Annotated in this window: 10 protein-coding genes; 4 read left to right on the forward strand and 6 right to left on the reverse strand. The window is 73.3% G+C overall.

Going from position 1 to position 15,470, the window contains the following annotated elements; all coding sequences use genetic code 11:
• Positions 1 to 40 precede the first annotated feature (40 nt).
• A complete protein-coding gene (locus tag WMF31_RS00030) occupies positions 41 to 1,405 on the reverse strand; it encodes a cytochrome P450 (protein WP_436599993.1) in 1,365 nt (454 codons plus the stop codon).
• Positions 1,406 to 2,082: 677 nt separating this feature from the next.
• Here WMF31_RS00030 and WMF31_RS00035 point away from each other — a divergent pair.
• Both WMF31_RS00035 and WMF31_RS00040 read left to right on the forward strand, forming a co-directional pair.
• On the forward strand, positions 2,083 to 3,690 hold the full coding sequence (locus tag WMF31_RS00035; RefSeq protein ID WP_436599994.1) for a serine/threonine-protein kinase: 1,608 nt from the start codon (positions 2,083 to 2,085) through the stop codon (positions 3,688 to 3,690).
• A gap of 169 nt (positions 3,691 to 3,859) precedes the next feature.
• Positions 3,860 to 5,149: an Hsp70 family protein gene (locus WMF31_RS00040; RefSeq protein ID WP_436599995.1), complete on the forward strand. Its 1,290-nt coding sequence runs from the start codon at positions 3,860 to 3,862 to the stop codon at positions 5,147 to 5,149.
• 86 nt (positions 5,150 to 5,235) lie between these two features.
• On the opposite strand, the gene WMF31_RS00045 is transcribed toward WMF31_RS00040, so the two are convergent.
• From WMF31_RS00045 to WMF31_RS00055, 3 genes are all read right to left on the reverse strand, one after another.
• Positions 5,236 to 6,225, reverse strand: a complete 990-nt coding sequence (locus WMF31_RS00045; protein ID WP_436599996.1) for a hypothetical protein — start codon at positions 6,223 to 6,225, stop codon at positions 5,236 to 5,238.
• Positions 6,226 to 6,231: 6 nt separating this feature from the next.
• The gene (locus tag WMF31_RS00050) at positions 6,232 to 6,693 is read right to left on the reverse strand and encodes a hypothetical protein (RefSeq protein WP_436599997.1); all 462 of its coding nucleotides are present in this window, start codon (positions 6,691 to 6,693) and stop codon (positions 6,232 to 6,234) included.
• A gap of 142 nt (positions 6,694 to 6,835) precedes the next feature.
• Positions 6,836 to 8,092 (reverse strand): metallophosphoesterase, encoded by a 1,257-nt coding sequence (locus WMF31_RS00055; protein WP_436599998.1) that lies wholly within the window; start codon positions 8,090 to 8,092, stop codon positions 6,836 to 6,838.
• Between the two features lie 574 nt (positions 8,093 to 8,666).
• Here WMF31_RS00055 and WMF31_RS00060 point away from each other — a divergent pair.
• The gene (locus WMF31_RS00060; protein WP_436599999.1) at positions 8,667 to 10,124 is read left to right on the forward strand and encodes a glycoside hydrolase family 6 protein; all 1,458 of its coding nucleotides are present in this window, start codon (positions 8,667 to 8,669) and stop codon (positions 10,122 to 10,124) included.
• 223 nt (positions 10,125 to 10,347) lie between these two features.
• Here WMF31_RS00060 and WMF31_RS00065 read toward each other — a convergent pair whose 3' ends face one another.
• On the reverse strand, positions 10,348 to 11,013 hold the full coding sequence (locus WMF31_RS00065; protein WP_436600000.1) for a DsbA family protein: 666 nt from the start codon (positions 11,011 to 11,013) through the stop codon (positions 10,348 to 10,350).
• A gap of 398 nt (positions 11,014 to 11,411) precedes the next feature.
• Between WMF31_RS00065 and WMF31_RS00070 the strand changes: the two genes are divergently transcribed.
• The gene (locus tag WMF31_RS00070; RefSeq protein WP_436600001.1) at positions 11,412 to 14,270 is read left to right on the forward strand and encodes an Eco57I restriction-modification methylase domain-containing protein; all 2,859 of its coding nucleotides are present in this window, start codon (positions 11,412 to 11,414) and stop codon (positions 14,268 to 14,270) included.
• 81 nt (positions 14,271 to 14,351) lie between these two features.
• Here the strand turns inward: WMF31_RS00070 and WMF31_RS00075 are convergent, their stop codons facing one another.
• Positions 14,352 to 14,822: a response regulator gene (locus tag WMF31_RS00075; protein WP_436600002.1), complete on the reverse strand. Its 471-nt coding sequence runs from the start codon at positions 14,820 to 14,822 to the stop codon at positions 14,352 to 14,354.
• Positions 14,823 to 15,470 lie beyond the last annotated feature (648 nt).

Below are 15,470 nucleotides of genomic sequence, written 5' to 3' on the forward strand. Positions count from 1 at the left end.
TCTCAACGCGCAGGATCGCGGCCGCGACGAGCGCGGGGCCTCAGTTGGCGTGGGACACGGCCCGCCGCTGGTTCCACATGACCGGCGTCCCGCCCTTGGGCGCGAACAGGAAGGCGCGCAGCGACGCCGGCGCGGGCTTCGCGTGCTGGAGGCGAAGGTCGGGGAGCTGCGACAGCACGGTTGCGAGCACGATCTTGATTTCGAAGAGCGCGAAGGCCATCCCGATGCAGCGGCGCGGCCCTCCCCCGAACGGCAGCCACGCGTAGAGATCCGGCTTCTTGCCCAGGAATCGCTCGGGATTGAAGCGGGCGGGCTCGGGGTAGAGGTGCGGCAGGCGATGGGTCAGGTAGGCGCACGGGATGACCACGACGCCCTCGGGGAGATCAAAGCCGCCGATCTTCACCGGCTTCTTGAGCTTCCTGCCGATCGTCGAGACCACCGGGTGCAGCCGGAGCACCTCCTTGATCGCGGCGTCCAGCCGCTCGAGCCGCCCCACTTGCTCCACCTCGATCGGGCGGCCCCCCGTGACGTCGTTGATCTCCTCGATGAGCTTGCTCCGCTCCTCGGGGTGGCTCAGGATCTCCTCGAACGCCCAGCAGAGCGCGGTCGCCGACGTCTCGTGCCCGGCGATGAGCAGCGTCATCATCTCGTCGCGCAGCTCGTCGTCGGACATCGACTGTCCGTTCTCGTCGACCGCCTGAATGAGCAGCGACAGCACGTCCTCATGCTCTCCGCTGCCCACGCTCTGCCTCCGCTGCGCGATGTGCCGCAGGATATGCGCGTCGGTATCGGCCAGCAGCCGCTTGAACGACGCCCACGGCGTCAGCGGCCCGAGATCCTTCTGGAGCGCCGGCAGCATCCAGAGCATGCTGATCGGCGAGTGGGCCCGCTTCAGCAGGCCCGCGATGAGCTCGCGCATCCGCGCGGACTCGGGCCCCCCCGTCAGACCGAGAACGGCCCGCAGGATGATGTCCATCGTGATCTGCTGCATGTGCGTGTGCAGCTCGAAGTAACGGCCGCGCGGCCACCCGTCCATCGACCGAAGGGTGATGTCGCGCATCGTCCTCGCATAGCTGAGCATCCGCTCCCCGTGGAAGGGCGGCATCATCATGCGCCGCGTGCGGATGTGCTCTTGCCCGTCGAGCAGGAGGAGCGAGCGAGGGCCCACGAGCGGGGCGCCGGCGGCATTGCCCTCGCCGGCATGAAAAATGTCCGGATCGCCGGTGAATACCTGCTTGACGTCCTCGGGGTGGCAGACGATGACCTGGGTTCCCACGACCGGGTTCTTGGACGTGTAAATGCTTCCGAAGCGGGCGTACGACTGCTCGAAGCTCTGGAGCGGCTGGAGCAGCCACGAGACCATCTGAACGAATGCGGGGGCGCTAGATCCAGGAGGAAGTGCCATTGGTTAAGAATAATACCATGTCTCCCCGGTGTGCGTGAAGATTCTTTGTAACGAGCACGGCTTCGATCTTTCAATGCTCGATGTCGCGACGAGCGTGGGACTTCGATGCATCGGCGCCGCGGCGCCGCGGCGCGCCGGGGCGCGCGGCGGAGCGCCCCGTTCGGGCTCCGTGCCAGGCGTCCCGCTCGGGTCCCTTCCGTGCGCGAGGCGCTCGCCGGCCGCGGCGAGGCGCCGGCGGGGAGGACGAGAATCGAATCCTTCGCGGCGCGATTGGCTCGGATCCAATGATCGCTCTCGATCCGCGGAGACCCTTCATGCTTCAATGTCATGAGCGCATGAGACCACGCGACCCGTGAGGGCGCCGAGGTCCATGTCGCACCCCGCGCCCCGCGCGCGAGCGCGAGGCGCTGCGGCTCCGGAGCGAGGCGCATAAGGACCATTCCAGTAGGACGGCGATGTTCTTCCGCAGCCCGCGGTGGACCGTTCGTCGCGCTCAGCCCAGCGCGGTCCCCCCGGGGGGCTCGCGCGGCGCGCGCCGCGTCGCCGTCCTCGCCGAAGAGGGTGACGGCTCCTGCCGCGTTCACGGCCTGCGCGGCGCGCGCGCGTGCGTCTCGTGGGCCGGCGGCGGCGGATCCGCCGCACCCAGGGGCCCTCTTCTCGTCTAGACTCCCCGCTCGATGGTCGAGCTAGCCAGGCACGTCGAGCCCGAGCAGGCGCGGCAGGCGCCCCCCGAGAGACCCACCCGGCGCTGCCCCGCGTGCGGCGTCCGGTATCCGCTCGACTTCCTCGTCTGCCCGATCGACGCCACCGCGCTGGAGCTCCAGGGCGTGACCGCGACCGACCCCATGGTCGGCGAGCTGCTCGCGGGGAGCTTCTGCATCACCGGCGTGATCGGGGCGGGCGGGATGGGCCGCGTCTACGTGGCCGAGCACATCCGCCTGCCCAAGCGCTTCGCCGTGAAGGTCCCCCACGAGCACTTCGCCAGCCACCGGGAGGCGATGGCGCGCTTCGAGCGCGAGGCGCAGACCATCGCCCGCGTCGGCAACGAGCACGTGATCGACGTCGTCGACGTGGTGCGGCTCAAGGACGGCAGGCCGTGCATGGTGACCGAGCTGCTCAAGGGCGAGGACCTCGGCAGCCTCCTCGACCAGGTCGGCAAGCTCCCGCTCCCGACCGCCATCACGATCTCGCGCCAGGTCTGCCGCGGCCTGGCCGCCGCGCACGCGGCCGGCATCGTCCACCGCGATCTCAAGCCGTCGAACCTGTTCCTCGTCCGGCGCGAGGGGGGCAGCGTGCACGTCAAGATCCTCGATTTCGGGGTCGCCAAGGTGCTCGACGGGGCGGATCTCACCCGCACGGGCTCCGTGGTCGGAACGCCCCAGTACATGGCGCCGGAGCAGGCGCGCGGCTCGGCCGACGTCGACTCCCGCGCGGACATCTACGCGGTGGGCGCCGTGCTGTACCGCATGCTGACCGGCGAGCGGCCGTTCCCCGAGGAGGAGCCGGCCCGGACGCTCACCCGCCTGCTCACCGAGGATCCCCGGCGCCCGCGCGACATCGACAAGACCATCCCCGAGGGGCTCGAGGCGCTGGTCCAGCGCGCCATGGCCCGGGCCCGCGAGGATCGGCCGCCGTCCGCGCAGGAGCTCGATCGCCTGCTCGCGGACTTCGACGTGCAGGACCCGTTCGGGCCCGCGCGCGGGCTGGGCATGATCGCGGCGATGCGCGACAGCGCCGCGAACGAGGCGGCCACCACGGTCGTGGTCCCGAACCCCCAGACCCTCCACGCCCACGGCGCCGAGGACGTGACCCGCAAGGCGCGGCGCGCCCGGCCCGTCGCCGTGCTGCTCGCCGTCGCGGTGAGCCTCGCCGCCGGCGCGGCCGTCCTCACCAGCGTCGCGATGATCCTCCGCCGGGTCCACGGCGTCACCGAGCGGCAGCCGCTCGGCGAGACCGAGCTCCTCATCGCGTCCAGCGCCGCGGGCGCGCTCTCGCTCTTCGCCTTCATCACGACGATCCGCGTCGTCATCGGGAGGTGGCGGAGCGCGCCGGCCATGCAGCGCCTCGGCCGCGGCCTCCTGACCGCGCTGGCGTGGCTGTTCGTGTCGTGCGGCGCCCTCGCGCTCGGCGTCGCGGCCTACAATGTCTTCGCGCTGCCGCTCCCCGCGCGGTGGCTCGCCCCCGCCGACTGGCTCGGCTGGCTCGACGTCGGCGTGGTCGTGCTGCCCACCCTGCTCGCGCTCATCGCGCTCGCCGTGGGCCTGCGGCGGGTGACGCGCGTCTGAGACGACCCCGCGTCGCCGGGCGGGGAGGCGCACCGCGCGGAAGGGACCGCAAAATCTGGTCATCCCGCGAGCCCGCCGTCATTTTCTCATGCATTCGACAGCTTGTAAATAGGTGCTTGGATCGACGAGATCTCCGTGCCTGCCAGGCACCCCACGAGGAGGCGAGATCATGTCCGCTCGATTCAGTCCCGAGGTGTACGCCGTCGATTTCGGTACTTCCAACTCGCTGCTCGCGGCGGCCAGCGCGGAGGCGACCTGCCCGCCTGTCCCGCTCGACGACGCGGCGGCCGACCCGACCGTCCTCCGGAGTCTCCTGTTCTTTGGTCAGGAGCGGTTCTCCTGCGGCGCGGCGGCGATAAGCGACTTCGTCGCGAACGGCATGCAGGGCCGATTCATCCGCTCGATCAAGAAATACCTGCCTGACCGGAGCTTCTCCGGGACGCAGATCGGACACCGGATCGTGGCGATCGAGGAGCTGATCGGGCGCTTCCTGCGGGCGATGCGCGATCGCGCGAACCGCCATTTCGGGGCGGACGTCGGGCGGGTCGTCCTGGGCAGGCCCGCGAAATTCTCGATCGACCCGGCGGACGACCGGCTCGCCGAGGAGCGGCTCGAGCGGGCCGCGCGCGCGGCCGGCTTCCGCGAGGTCTTCTTCTGCCCCGAGCCCGTCGCGGCCGCGCACGACTTCCGGCTGGAGCTCGACCGCGGGGCGGTCGTCCTCATCGCCGATTTCGGCGGCGGCACCTCCGATTACACGATCGTGCGCATGCGGCGGGAGGGGTTCGCGCCGTCCGACGTGCTCTCGCTGGGCGGCGTCTCGATCGCGGGCGACGCGCTCGACGGCAGCCTCATGCGCCACAAGATCGCGCGCCATTTCGGCGCCGAGGTCACCTACCGTGTCCCGCTCGGCTCGAACCAGTTGACGATGCCGCGGTCCATCGTCGAGAAGCTCTGTTCACCCGCCGACATGACGGTGCTCCAGCACCGCGACGTCCTCGCCTTCCTCCGCGACGTGAAGGCGTGGTCGCTCGGGCCCGAGGACCGGCAGCGCATGGACAACCTGCTCTGCCTCGTGGAGGACTCGCTCGCTTTCCGGCTGTTCGACGAGATCGAGCGCAGCAAGTGCGCGCTGTCCGGCGCGACGAGCGCGGAGTTCTGCTTCGATTATCCGTCAATGCACATCCGCGAGCACATCACGCGGGACGAGCTCGAGGCCGCGAGCGAGCGGCAGATCGACGCCGTCCTCGGCGCGCTCGATCGGACGGTGAAGGACGCCGGCCTCGCGGCCGGGGACATCGACGTCGTGTGCTGCACGGGCGGCACGGCCCGGGTGCCCGCGCTCCGGCGCGGGATAGAGCGCCGCTTCGGCCAGGGCAAGGTGAGGCAGCTACGGAGCTTCCACTCGGTCGTGCAGGGGCTGGCCGAGCGCGCGCGCCGCATCGCCGCCGGGACCCCCTGAGCGACCGCCGGCCGCGGCCTGCTGCGACGACGCCACGGCGCGCTGCCGAGGCGCCGCCGCGCGCTGCGGCGGCCCGCTGCGCCCTGCTACGGCGCCGCCGCGCCCTGCTGCGGCGCCGCCGCGCCCTGTCGCGCCGAGGCCTCGGAGCCGCCCAGCCAGCGGGGATCGCCCCCGATGACCCACGGGTAGGCCTCGTGGAGCGCGCGCTCCATGGCGCCGCCGTAGCTGTGGCCGGCGCCCTTTGCGTGGACGACGCGCGCGGTCAGGCCGCCGCGCTCGAGCGTCTCCCGCGTCCTATGCGCCCGCGCCGCGCAGTCGGCCCGACCGCACGCGAGCAGCACCCGCGCCCCCCCGGCGCCGCGCCAGCGCCGGGCGCTCCCGAGCGTCCACTCGCCGGCGCCGCCGTACCCCCCCTCGACGAGCGCCGCCCTCGCGAAGCCGGCGGGGTGTCCGGGCAAGACCAGCGCGCCCATGGTCGCGCCCTGGGAGTACCCCGCATACACCGGAGCGCGGAGATCCACGCGATCCCCGAAGCGCCGCGAGAGCGCCGAGAGCGCGGCGGTGACCTCGCGGCCCAGCGCGTGATGGTCCGGATAATAATAAATCCGAGCGTCGTCCGGCACGCGGGTGTCGATGGCCTTGCCGCGCGGACAGAGCACGTAGCCCGCCCCTCTCACCATCGCGCCCCACACGTCGCAGTGCCACTCGGGCCGATCGCCCGCGCCGTGCGTCGCCACGAGCACGGGCCGCGGCCCGCCGCCGCGCGGCAGCACGACGACCGCGGGCCCGAAGCCGGGGACCTCGAGATCGGCGAACGCGAGCTCTTCCGTGACCGGCGGGGACTCGGTAGCTGGACGCGGCCGCTGCTCGGCAGGCGGCCGCTGCTCGGTGGCTCGAGGCGGCCGCTGCTCCGTAGGCGGCCGCTGCTCGGGCGCCGCCGGGAAGGCAGCGCTGCGGCCGACGGGGGCGGCGAGCGGCGCTCGCGCGCACCCCTCCGCGAGCGCCGCGAGCGCGACGGCGAGGGCGAGGGCGGCTCGCCGGCCGTGGCGGTCGCCCGAGGGCTCCTGCGCGCTCATCGCGCGTCAGAACCTGAACACCATGAGGACGAGGATCACGAAGCGCAGCAGGTGCCCTATCCCGAAGGCCATCGAGAACCTCCGGGCGCTCGCGAGCGCGTCCTTCAGGTCGCCGCCTCCCTCGATCTCCTTCTTGATCCGGCGCCAGGCGGGCTCGGCGAGGACGGCCTCGATCGCGAGCGCCACGAGCGCGAGCGCGAACCCCGCGTGGATGCGCGGGGCCACGAAGGCGAAGCCGCCCTGCGCGAAGATGAGCCCGACGCCGGTCAGCACCGTGAGGTAGCCCGCGCCCTGGGTGATCTTGATGGACCGCTGGGCGCGCGGGACGAGCGCGTCGACGTGAGGCCGGCCCAAAGCCAGCATCCGCCGGATGTCCGAAGGGGCGGAGAGGCCGGCCGCGAGCCACCCTGCCATGAAGACAAGGTGAAGCAGCCTGAGCGTCAGATAGACTTCGTGGGGCATCGCCATGGGGGAGAAGGGACCCTCACCCCACCTCGGCTGTCAAGCGGGACGCCGGTGCCGACCCACGATCTCCGCGGGGCGGGAGCCCGCCGGGGCGATCTTCGCGGGGCGGGAGCCCGCCTGGGTGACTGCGGACCTTGGAGCGCGCTCAGGCCGCGACGAGCACGATACGGCTCACCTCCGGGGGGGCACCGACGCGGGCGGGCGGCCCGGCCGTGCCGAAGCCGCGGTTGATGTAGAGGTGCGCGCCGCCGCGCCGGTAGATCCCGGCCACGTAGCCGTGGGGGAGCACGAGATCCGCCGGCCGGACGAGCAGGTTGACCTGGCCGCCGTGGGTGTGGCCGCTGAGCTGCAGGGCCACGTCGCCGGCCGCCTCCGGAAAGAACACGGGGTTGTGACAGAGCAGCACGCGCGGCAGATCGCGGGGCACGTCGGCGAGCGCTCGGCCGAGATCGGGGCCGCCGCCGGGCACCCGCATCCGCGCGGCCCACACGTCGTCCACGCCGAGCAGCGCGAAGGCGCCGCCCGCCCCGCCGATGACGCGCCCCCGGTTGCGCAGCACGTGCGCGCCGCCGCGCGAGAGCGCGTCGAGCGTCCGCTGGATCCCGGCGAAATGGTCATGGTTGCCCGGGACCGCCGCGACGCCCTCCCGCGCGAGCGGCCCGAGCCGCCGCGTGAGCCGCCCGAGGTGCTCGGCGTACGCCGGATCGTGATCGATGAGATCGCCAGTCATCACGATGAGATCCCCGCGCGCCTTGCGCACGAGATCCTCGGCGGCGCGCATCTCGGGCTCGCCGACGAACAGCCCAAGATGAATGTCCGACAACTGCACGATAGAGAACCCGTCGAGGCCGCGGGGCAGGCCCGGAATCGGGATGACGACCTCCTCGATGACGTAGTCGTGCCGCCCGAGCAACGTCCCGTAGACAGCGCTGCTGCTCCCGATGAGGAGGGCTGAGCCGGCGGCCCCCTGCGCGAGGAAGGCGCGGCGCGGGAGCGCCGGCGGCGGCTGCTCGCGCGGCGCGGCCGGCGGCGGCTGCTCGCGCGGCGCGCCGGTCGGCTCCTGCGCCACGGGACCGGCCTCGCCGGCGCGCCCGAGCGCGGCGCGCCCGAGCCGCGCGAGCAGCCGACCGAGGTCGACGACGCCGAGCAGGACCGCCGAGATCAGGACGCCGAGCGACACCGCGCCCCCCGCGATCCCGAGCCCGCGGAGCGCGCTGTCGGGCAGGGCGCCGCGCCCGAGCCGCGCGACGGCCATGGCGACCACCGCGGCGGCGAGCAGGACCGCCAGCCTGCGCCGCCCGCGCACAGCCAGGCCGAGCAGCCCGGAGGCGCGCCGGTGCACGTACACGCCGAGGGCGGCGAGGACGAGGAGGATGAACAGGAAGAAGGCGGCGAAGCGCATGGCGGGCTCTGGGGGGACGAGGGGACGGAAGCCTAACCGATCTGCGGCGGCCGGCCAGAAGCCGCTCCGCGTCGGACCGCTGAAGAGGGCGCCTGTCCACCGCAGCGGTCGACGGGCTGTGGACCGGGGCGGCGACCTCACCGTGCCATCGATGGACAGGGGCTCAGCGCGCGCGCCGCGTGATCACCAGAATCGGAAGCAAGCGAGACAATCGCTCCTGTCCGTCTGCCGTGTGATCTCGGCGACCCGGTCTCGGGCCTTGCGCATCGCGTTTGCGCATCGCGTTGGCGGACGGGAGCGCGTCCTCCGGACGTCGGAGTGTTCTCCAGATGTCCGGGAATCGTGCCACCCTTGCGCGGTTGGACGCGCTTGGAGGACATCGCCACGAGGAGAGCGGGCGTTCTCTTCGCCGTGGAAAAATGGCCGCACAGCAGATTACGATGACGCTGCCGCGGGGTGGCACAGCCGTCGTTTGTCCTTGCCCCTCCGAGAGCGTTGGTCTAGAGTCTGCGCGCTTGTTTTGTTGTGTCGTGTTTGCGTGGTTCGGTTCTGAAGGTGAGTAGAAAGGCTTAATATGCTGAGAAGGAATACGCATCCACTGGGGTTGACGAGGGCGGCTGCGGTCCTCCTCGGGGCCGTCGCGCTTGCGGCCTGCGGGGGCGACGGGGGAGATGCGGGCTCTGGCGGGGCGGGCGGCGCCGGCGCGACCGGCGGCCCTGGCGCGACCGGCGGCCCTGGCGCGACCGGCGGCCCCGGCGCGACCGGCGGCCCCGGCGCGACCGGCGGCCCCGGCGCGACCACCGGCCCCGGCGGCGGCACCGACACGACGGTCAGCACCGGCGCCAGCCCCGACACGACGGTCAGCACCGGCGCCAGCCCCGCCACGACCGGGACCGGCGGGAGCGCGTCCTGCCCCGGCGGGGTGGATATCACGCCGCCGAGCGGCAATCCGTTCGCGGGTGGGCGGCTCTTCGTCGACCCCGAGTACGTCGCAAAGGTCGAGTCGTCGATCGCGATGGTGACGGACGAGGCCTTGATCGCGAAGATGCGCAAGGTCCAGGAGATCCCGACCGCGTTCTGGCTCGACAGGATCGCGGCGGTCGAGCGTCTCCCGGGGCACCTCGACAAGGCGCTCGAGCTCCAGAACCAGCTCTGCGAGCCGGTCATCCCGGTCGTCGTCGTGTACGATTTGCCGAACCGCGACTGCTTCGCCGAGGCGTCGAACGGCGAGCTCCACCTCAATGAGAACGGCACCGAGCGGTACCGGAACGAGTTCATCCTGCCGATCAAGGAGATCCTCGCCGCTCGCCCGAACCAGCGGATCATCCTGATCATCGAGCCCGACTCGCTCCCCAACATCGCGACGAACCTGGGCGGGAAGCGCTGCGACCAGGAGACGGCGGACTCCTACGAGGCGAACGTCGCGTTCGCGCTCAAGGAGCTCAACATGCCGCACGTGTACCAGTACATCGACGCGGCGCACTCGGGCTGGCTCGGCTGGGAGGACAACCAGAAGAAGGGCGCCGAGATCTTCGCCAGGGTCATCAAGGCCGCCGGCAGCCCGGCCAGCGTGCGCGGCTTCGCGACCAACGTCGCCAACTACACGCTGCTCCGCTACTCCGAGGGCGAGGAGTCGTACGACCAGCAGGACAACCCCTGCTACGGCGAGTTCGATTACGTCAACGCGATGGGTCGGGCGCTCGAGGCGGAGGGCCTCGGCGACAAGCACTTCATCATCGACACGAGCCGCAACGGCGTCGGCGGCATCCGGGGGGACTGGGGCTACTGGTGCAACAACATCGGCGCGGGCATGGGCGAGCGGCCCAAGGCGAACCCGGGCGGGGCGACGCGCCTCGACGCCTTCTACTGGGTCAAGCCGCCGGGTGACTCCGACGGTGTCGGCCAGCCGGACCAGCCGCGCTACGACCTCTTCTGCGGCAAGGAGGACGCGGACACGCGCGCACCGCAAGCGGGTGCCTGGTTCCACGAGTACTTCGTGGAGTGCGTGAAGAACGCCAACCCGCCGCTCTGATCGGCGTCGCCTGCCCCAGGCTGTGACGAGCGCGCTCCACGGAGCGCGCGGCCGGCGGCCGGGGCAGGCGAGGAGCGTGAAAAAGAGGGGTCTACCCGCCCGCGGACCGCGGGGCCGCTGGAGGGTAGACCCCTTGAATAGACGCTCCTCGCCTGCCCCGGTCGCCGCGCTCTTTTTTCGGGACCAAGAATCGCGCGGTGAGCCGGCGCCCGGTCCGGTCGGCTCAGCGGCCTATGGCCGGCGCGGTCCGCGGCGCCGCAAGGAGCTGCTCGATGGCGCGCGAGAACGGCTCGGGCGACATCGAGGTGAGGCGGAGCCGGCGGGGCTCCTCGCCCGCCCGGCCCAGGAAGAACGCCGGGACGCCGCGGATCCGGAGGCGCCGGGCCTCGGCGCGCGCGGCCTCGAGCTGCCGGTCGACCTCGCCGCTGTCCCGCTCGGCCGCGGCCCGCGCCGCGTCCACGCCCGGCAGCTCGGCGGCGACGCGCAGCAGGAGATCGTCGGTGATGGCCGCCGGGCGCTCCCGCGCCTGGAGCCGGAAGAGGCGGTCGACGAAGTCCCAGAGCCGGTCCTGCATGCCGACCGCCGACGCCATGCGCGCGGCCCGCACGGAGCCCGGCCCGAGGAACGCGAGATTCCGGAACACGAGCTTCACCTGCCCTGGCCGCACGTGACGATCCAGGATCACGGGCAGCACCGCGAGCGCGTAATTTCGACAATGCGAGCAGCGGAGATCGGAGAACTCGGTCAGCGTGATCGGCGCGCCCGGATCACCGAGGGTGACGCCATCCTGGGGAATGCCGGAATAGAGGTCAGACTCCTCGTCCGCGGCGCGCGCCCCCCCGGGCTCGTGCGCCGCGCCGGCGCCGTCACAGGCCGAGATTCCGAGCAAGATCGCCGCGAGGCAGGCGCCGCGCCGCGCCGCGGAGCCCCGATGTGAATTGCGTGGACGGGCGAGTGCGTATCGATCGATCGGCTCAGGCTTCATTCCCACGCATACGGCACAAAGCATACCCCGGCGCGACCACCACCCGCGCCCGGGGCCCACGCGCGGAGATCGGCAAACCGTGCTGGGCAAGGACCTCCGGGCGAGGCAGGACTCCTTGCCTCGGCGGCGCGGCGCGCCGCCGCGCGGGCGCGCTCGCCGCGAGGCCCCTGCCGTCGACCGCCTCGGCGGAGGCCCCTCCGCGACCGGTCTGTCATCGAGCGCCGCGGCGGAGGGCGGAGAGGCCATCCGGTTCTTCTTCCTGCCTTCCCGCCTTCATGCTCAAATGACAGAGCTACCTGCGCGTGTCCTCGGAATGCCCCCAGCTCCGCGTCGTCGAGCGCTGCGACCTCGAACAGGTCGGCGCGCCCTCGACGCCGCGCCCGCGCGGCGGGGCGATGGCGGCGGACGCGCCCCTCGGCGGGCCCGAGCGGCCGCCGGACGGCGTGGTCAGGCGGCTCCGGCACGAGGCGCAAGGCGCGCTGGGCGAGCTCCTCCGCGCCTTCCAGCAGGGCCAGCCGGAAGGGGGCGACGCCGCCTTCCGCTCCGCCGCGGCGCGGCGTCGCCTCCATGCCGGCCTCGTGACCGCGCTGATGCGGCTCATCCTCCTGCTCTACGCCGAGGCGCGTGGCCTCCTGTCCGTCGCGGCCGACGGCGGCGCGCCGCTCGCGCGGCTGTTCGACCACCTGGAGGCGGAGCGGCGGCGGTGGGGCGCCGACCTCGAGCGCCGCCATGGCGCATGGCCGCGCGTCGAGGCGCTGTCCCGCGCGCTCCTCGACCGGGAGCCGCGGGGCGCGCGCGGCGGCCTCCTCGATCCGGAGACGCCCGCCGTGCTGCGGGGCCGGCCGTGGCTCAGCGATGGCGTCCTGCACCGGGTGCTCTCGGCGCTCGTCCTGCAGGGCGGCGAGCCCGTCCGCTACGGCGAGCTCGAGATCGAGCACATCGGCACGCTCTACGAGGGCCTGATCGCCTTCGACCTCGAGCTCGCCGAGGGCGAGTCGATGGCGCTGCTGCCGCGTCACGCGGTCATCGATCTCGAGGCGCTCCTCCGGCGCGCCGGCGAGGAGCGCCTCGCGTCGCTCCTCGCGGCGGCGGACCTGAAGCTCGGCGCGCGCCTCGCCGCCCGGGTCGCCGCGGCCAGGACCGTGGACGAGCTCGCGCGGGCGCTCGCCCGCCGCGCCTCCCCGCGCGCGCCGGGCCGGATCGCGCGCGGCGCGCTCTACCTCCAGCCCGGGCAGCTCCGGCGGCGCGCCGGGTCCTACTACACGCCGCGGGAGATCACGCGTCAGGTCGTCGAGCGCACGCTCGCGCCGCTGCTCGAGCGCGACGGCCGGCCGCCTTCGCCCGGCGACCTCCTCTCGCTCGCGGTGTGCGACCCCGCGATGGGATCCGGCGCGTTCCTGGTGGAGGCGTGCCGCCAGCTCGCCGCGCACCTCGCCGCGGCCTGGGAGCGCTCCGGCGTGACACCGCACCTCACCCCCGGAGAGCCGGCGCTGCGCCGCGCGATGGCGCTCGTGGCCGAGCGCTGCCTCCACGGCGTGGATCTCGACCCGATCGCGGTCGACCTCGCCCGCATGTCGCTGTGGCTCGCCGTGCGGGACGAGCGCCTCCCGCCGAGCTTCCTCGATCAGAAGCTCCGCTGCGGCGACAGCCTCCTCGGCGCTGCGCGCGCGGAGGCCTCCGGCTTCCCGGCCGCGGCGTTCCCGGGCCGCGACACCACGGCCGGGGAGCCGGGGAGGCGAGCGCGGCGGCTCGATCCGAGGCGGGCCCGCGCGCGGGCGCTGGCCGCGGGGCCGGCCGCGGAGGTCGGGGCGGCGGCAGCAGCGCTGCCCGGGCGCGCCGAGGCCGCAGAGCAGGCGGCGCTCGACGCCTGGATGGCGCTGTGGTTCTGGCCGCGGGACGGTGAGCTCGCGGGCCTCGCGCCCACGGCGGCCACGTTCGCGGGCTACATGGCGGCGGTGGCGGGCGATCCGGACGATCCGCGGGCGGCCCTGTCGCGCCGCGTCGCCGAGGAGCGGCGCTTCCTGCACTGGGAGCTCGCGTTCCCCGGCGTCTTCGAGCGCCCGGAGCCGGGCTTCGACGCCGTGATCGGCAACCCGCCGTGGGTCGCGTACGTCGGCCGGGCGGCGCAGCCGATCGAGCCGCAGGTGTTCCATCTCCACCTCGAGAGGAGCCCGGCATTCCACGGATACCGCTCGCTGCACGGCCTGTTCGTGCACCGGGCCGCGTCGCTGCTCCGGCCGGGCGGGCGGCTCGGCCTCGTCATCCCGACGTCGGTCGCGGATCTCGCGGGGTACGGGCCCACGCGGCGCGCGCACGACGCGCTCTGCGCCGTGGACCCCGACCTGCCGAGCTTCGGGAGCGACGCGTTCGAGGGCGTGTTCCAGCCGTGCATGGGCCTGCTCTCGACCCGCGTCGCGCCCGCGCTCCCCCGGCCAGCGGCCGCTCCGTGGCCGCTCGCGCGCTCGGATCTCGACGTCGTGTCCCGGCGGCTCCTCGAGCGGCTCGGCGCGCTGCGCCCGCTCCCGGCCGCCCTGTTCGGAGAGCGCGGGTTCCAGACGACGGCCGAGGACGCCGAGCGCATCCGGCGCGCGGACGCCCCGGCGCCGCCCTACACCTGCCCCATCCGGGAGGGCACCGACGTGGGGGAGCTCATCGCGCGCGCGCCGCGCCATTACGTCGATCGCGGGGCCGTGAAGGGCCGCTTCCGCAAGGACGAGGAGTGGAGGGCGGTGCGGCTGCTCATCCGCCAGACCGCCCGCTATCCCATCGCCGCGCTGAGCGACGGCCTCCCTTTTCGCAACTCGATCCTGGCCGGCTTCTGCGACGACACCTGGAGCGAGTTCGCGCTGCTCTGCTATCTCAACTCTTCCCCTGTCCGGTGGTGGCATTACACGCGGCACCGGGACGCGCGCGAGGGCATGCCGCAGGTGAAGATCGCGCACCTGCGCGCGATCCCCGCGCCCCGGCCCGCGCTCGCCGGCCTGATCGGCGCGCTCGACGCGCTCGGGCGGGAGCTCGGGCCGGCGAACGCGGGCCTGTCCGCCGAGGCCCGGCGCCGCGTGGACGACGTGGTGGCGAGCATGCTCGAGATGACCGAGGAAGAGCGGGCCTGCGTCGCGCGCTGGGCGGCGGCCACACCGCCCCCGCGGCCGGACGGTTGAGCGGCCCGCGGCCCGCGGCCCGGGAGCGGGCGGTGAGCCCCCGGGTGCTGCGCCACCCGGGAGGCGCGGCGGGGCGGCGGCTCAGAAGCCGCCGTTATAGCCGGGCGCGTCCTTCAGGTTGAACAGCACGCTGCGGAGATCATCGATCTCGAACGGCTTCTCGAAGACCGCCGACGCGCCGAGGCCGCGCGCGGTCGCGTGGAGGTGCGGGTCGCCATAGGCCGTGATCAGGATCACCGGCGGCCGGCGCCGGAGCTCGGCGAGGCCTTCCAGGATTTCCATCCCCGAGAAGCACGGCATCTGGATGTCGGTGACGATCGCGTCGATGGGCGTCGGCGGCTCCTGCCCGCCGAGCCACGGGGCCACGCAGTCGAGCAGCTCGAGGCCGTTGCGCGCCTCGAACACCTCGAAGCCGTCGCCGCGGAGCGCCGCGGCGAGCGTGAGCCGCATGTCGTCGTCGTCTTCGGCCAGGACGATATGCTGGCCTTTGCCGAACAAGCCGCAAGGCGGGACCAAGGGCCTGTCGCCTACCCAGCTATCCGTCAGGTTCATCGCAGCTTCTCCTTACAACTACCGGCCCGCCGTCGCCCTGTCCTCGGACCGTCCACCGCGGTCTCCGGAGCTCAGCCCCTCAGGATTTGCAGCGGTCGTGCCACACTGTCGGAACGTGCGGAGGAGCGGGCTCAACGTCGTCATGGCCCGCCTGGAGCGGCGCTGTCCGCGGCGTACCGCCGCGCGGGCAGCCGCCGCATTCTGCAGGCCAGGGGCATTTTGCCGCGCCAGGGGCAGATCGCGCGCACCGCCTGGGGCACTTCCGTCTCGGTGCGCCGGAGGCGCGTGCGCGCGCCGGAACGTGGAGGCGAGTCGCTGTCGCGCACAGCGCGCCGCGGGTCGGGTCTCGCGCGCCACGGGCGGCGGCCTCCCTCTCCCTGGCCTCTTTCTGCCTTCTCCTTGCACACGATGGGCCATCGGTCGGCCGAGGGCGGGCACCTCGAGAATGCCGGAGGGCGCGGGGGGCACGGGCAACCCCGCGCCCCGAGGCGGCCACCGGAGGGTGGTGCGGCCCTTTGGGGGCTCACCTGCGGGGCGTGCGTTCCGGCGAGCCCCTTTTGTGGCTCGCCTGCACTTCAGCCCCTCCGGTGAGCCCCCAAAGGGCCGCACCACCCTCCGGAGCGGGGCGCGGCGACCGCCCCGCCCCGC

Origin of the sequence: Sorangium sp. So ce1036, from assembly GCF_051369805.1 — a bacterium.
Taxonomy (GTDB): domain Bacteria; phylum Myxococcota_A; class Polyangia; order Polyangiales; family Polyangiaceae; genus Sorangium; species Sorangium cellulosum_F.

Coding starts and splice junctions, on each gene's coding strand:
- WMF31_RS00030 (WP_436599993.1), bottom strand. CDS start 1,405: ATGGCACTTCCTCCTGGATCTAGCGCCCCCGCATTCGTTCAGATGGTC.
- WMF31_RS00035 (WP_436599994.1), top strand. CDS start 2,083: ATGGTCGAGCTAGCCAGGCACGTCGAGCCCGAGCAGGCGCGGCAGGCG.
- WMF31_RS00040 (WP_436599995.1), top strand. CDS start 3,860: ATGTCCGCTCGATTCAGTCCCGAGGTGTACGCCGTCGATTTCGGTACT.
- WMF31_RS00045 (WP_436599996.1), bottom strand. CDS start 6,225: ATGAGCGCGCAGGAGCCCTCGGGCGACCGCCACGGCCGGCGAGCCGCC.
- WMF31_RS00050 (WP_436599997.1), bottom strand. CDS start 6,693: ATGGCGATGCCCCACGAAGTCTATCTGACGCTCAGGCTGCTTCACCTT.
- WMF31_RS00055 (WP_436599998.1), bottom strand. CDS start 8,092: ATGCGCTTCGCCGCCTTCTTCCTGTTCATCCTCCTCGTCCTCGCCGCC.
- WMF31_RS00060 (WP_436599999.1), top strand. CDS start 8,667: ATGCTGAGAAGGAATACGCATCCACTGGGGTTGACGAGGGCGGCTGCG.
- WMF31_RS00075 (WP_436600002.1), bottom strand. CDS start 14,822: ATGAACCTGACGGATAGCTGGGTAGGCGACAGGCCCTTGGTCCCGCCT.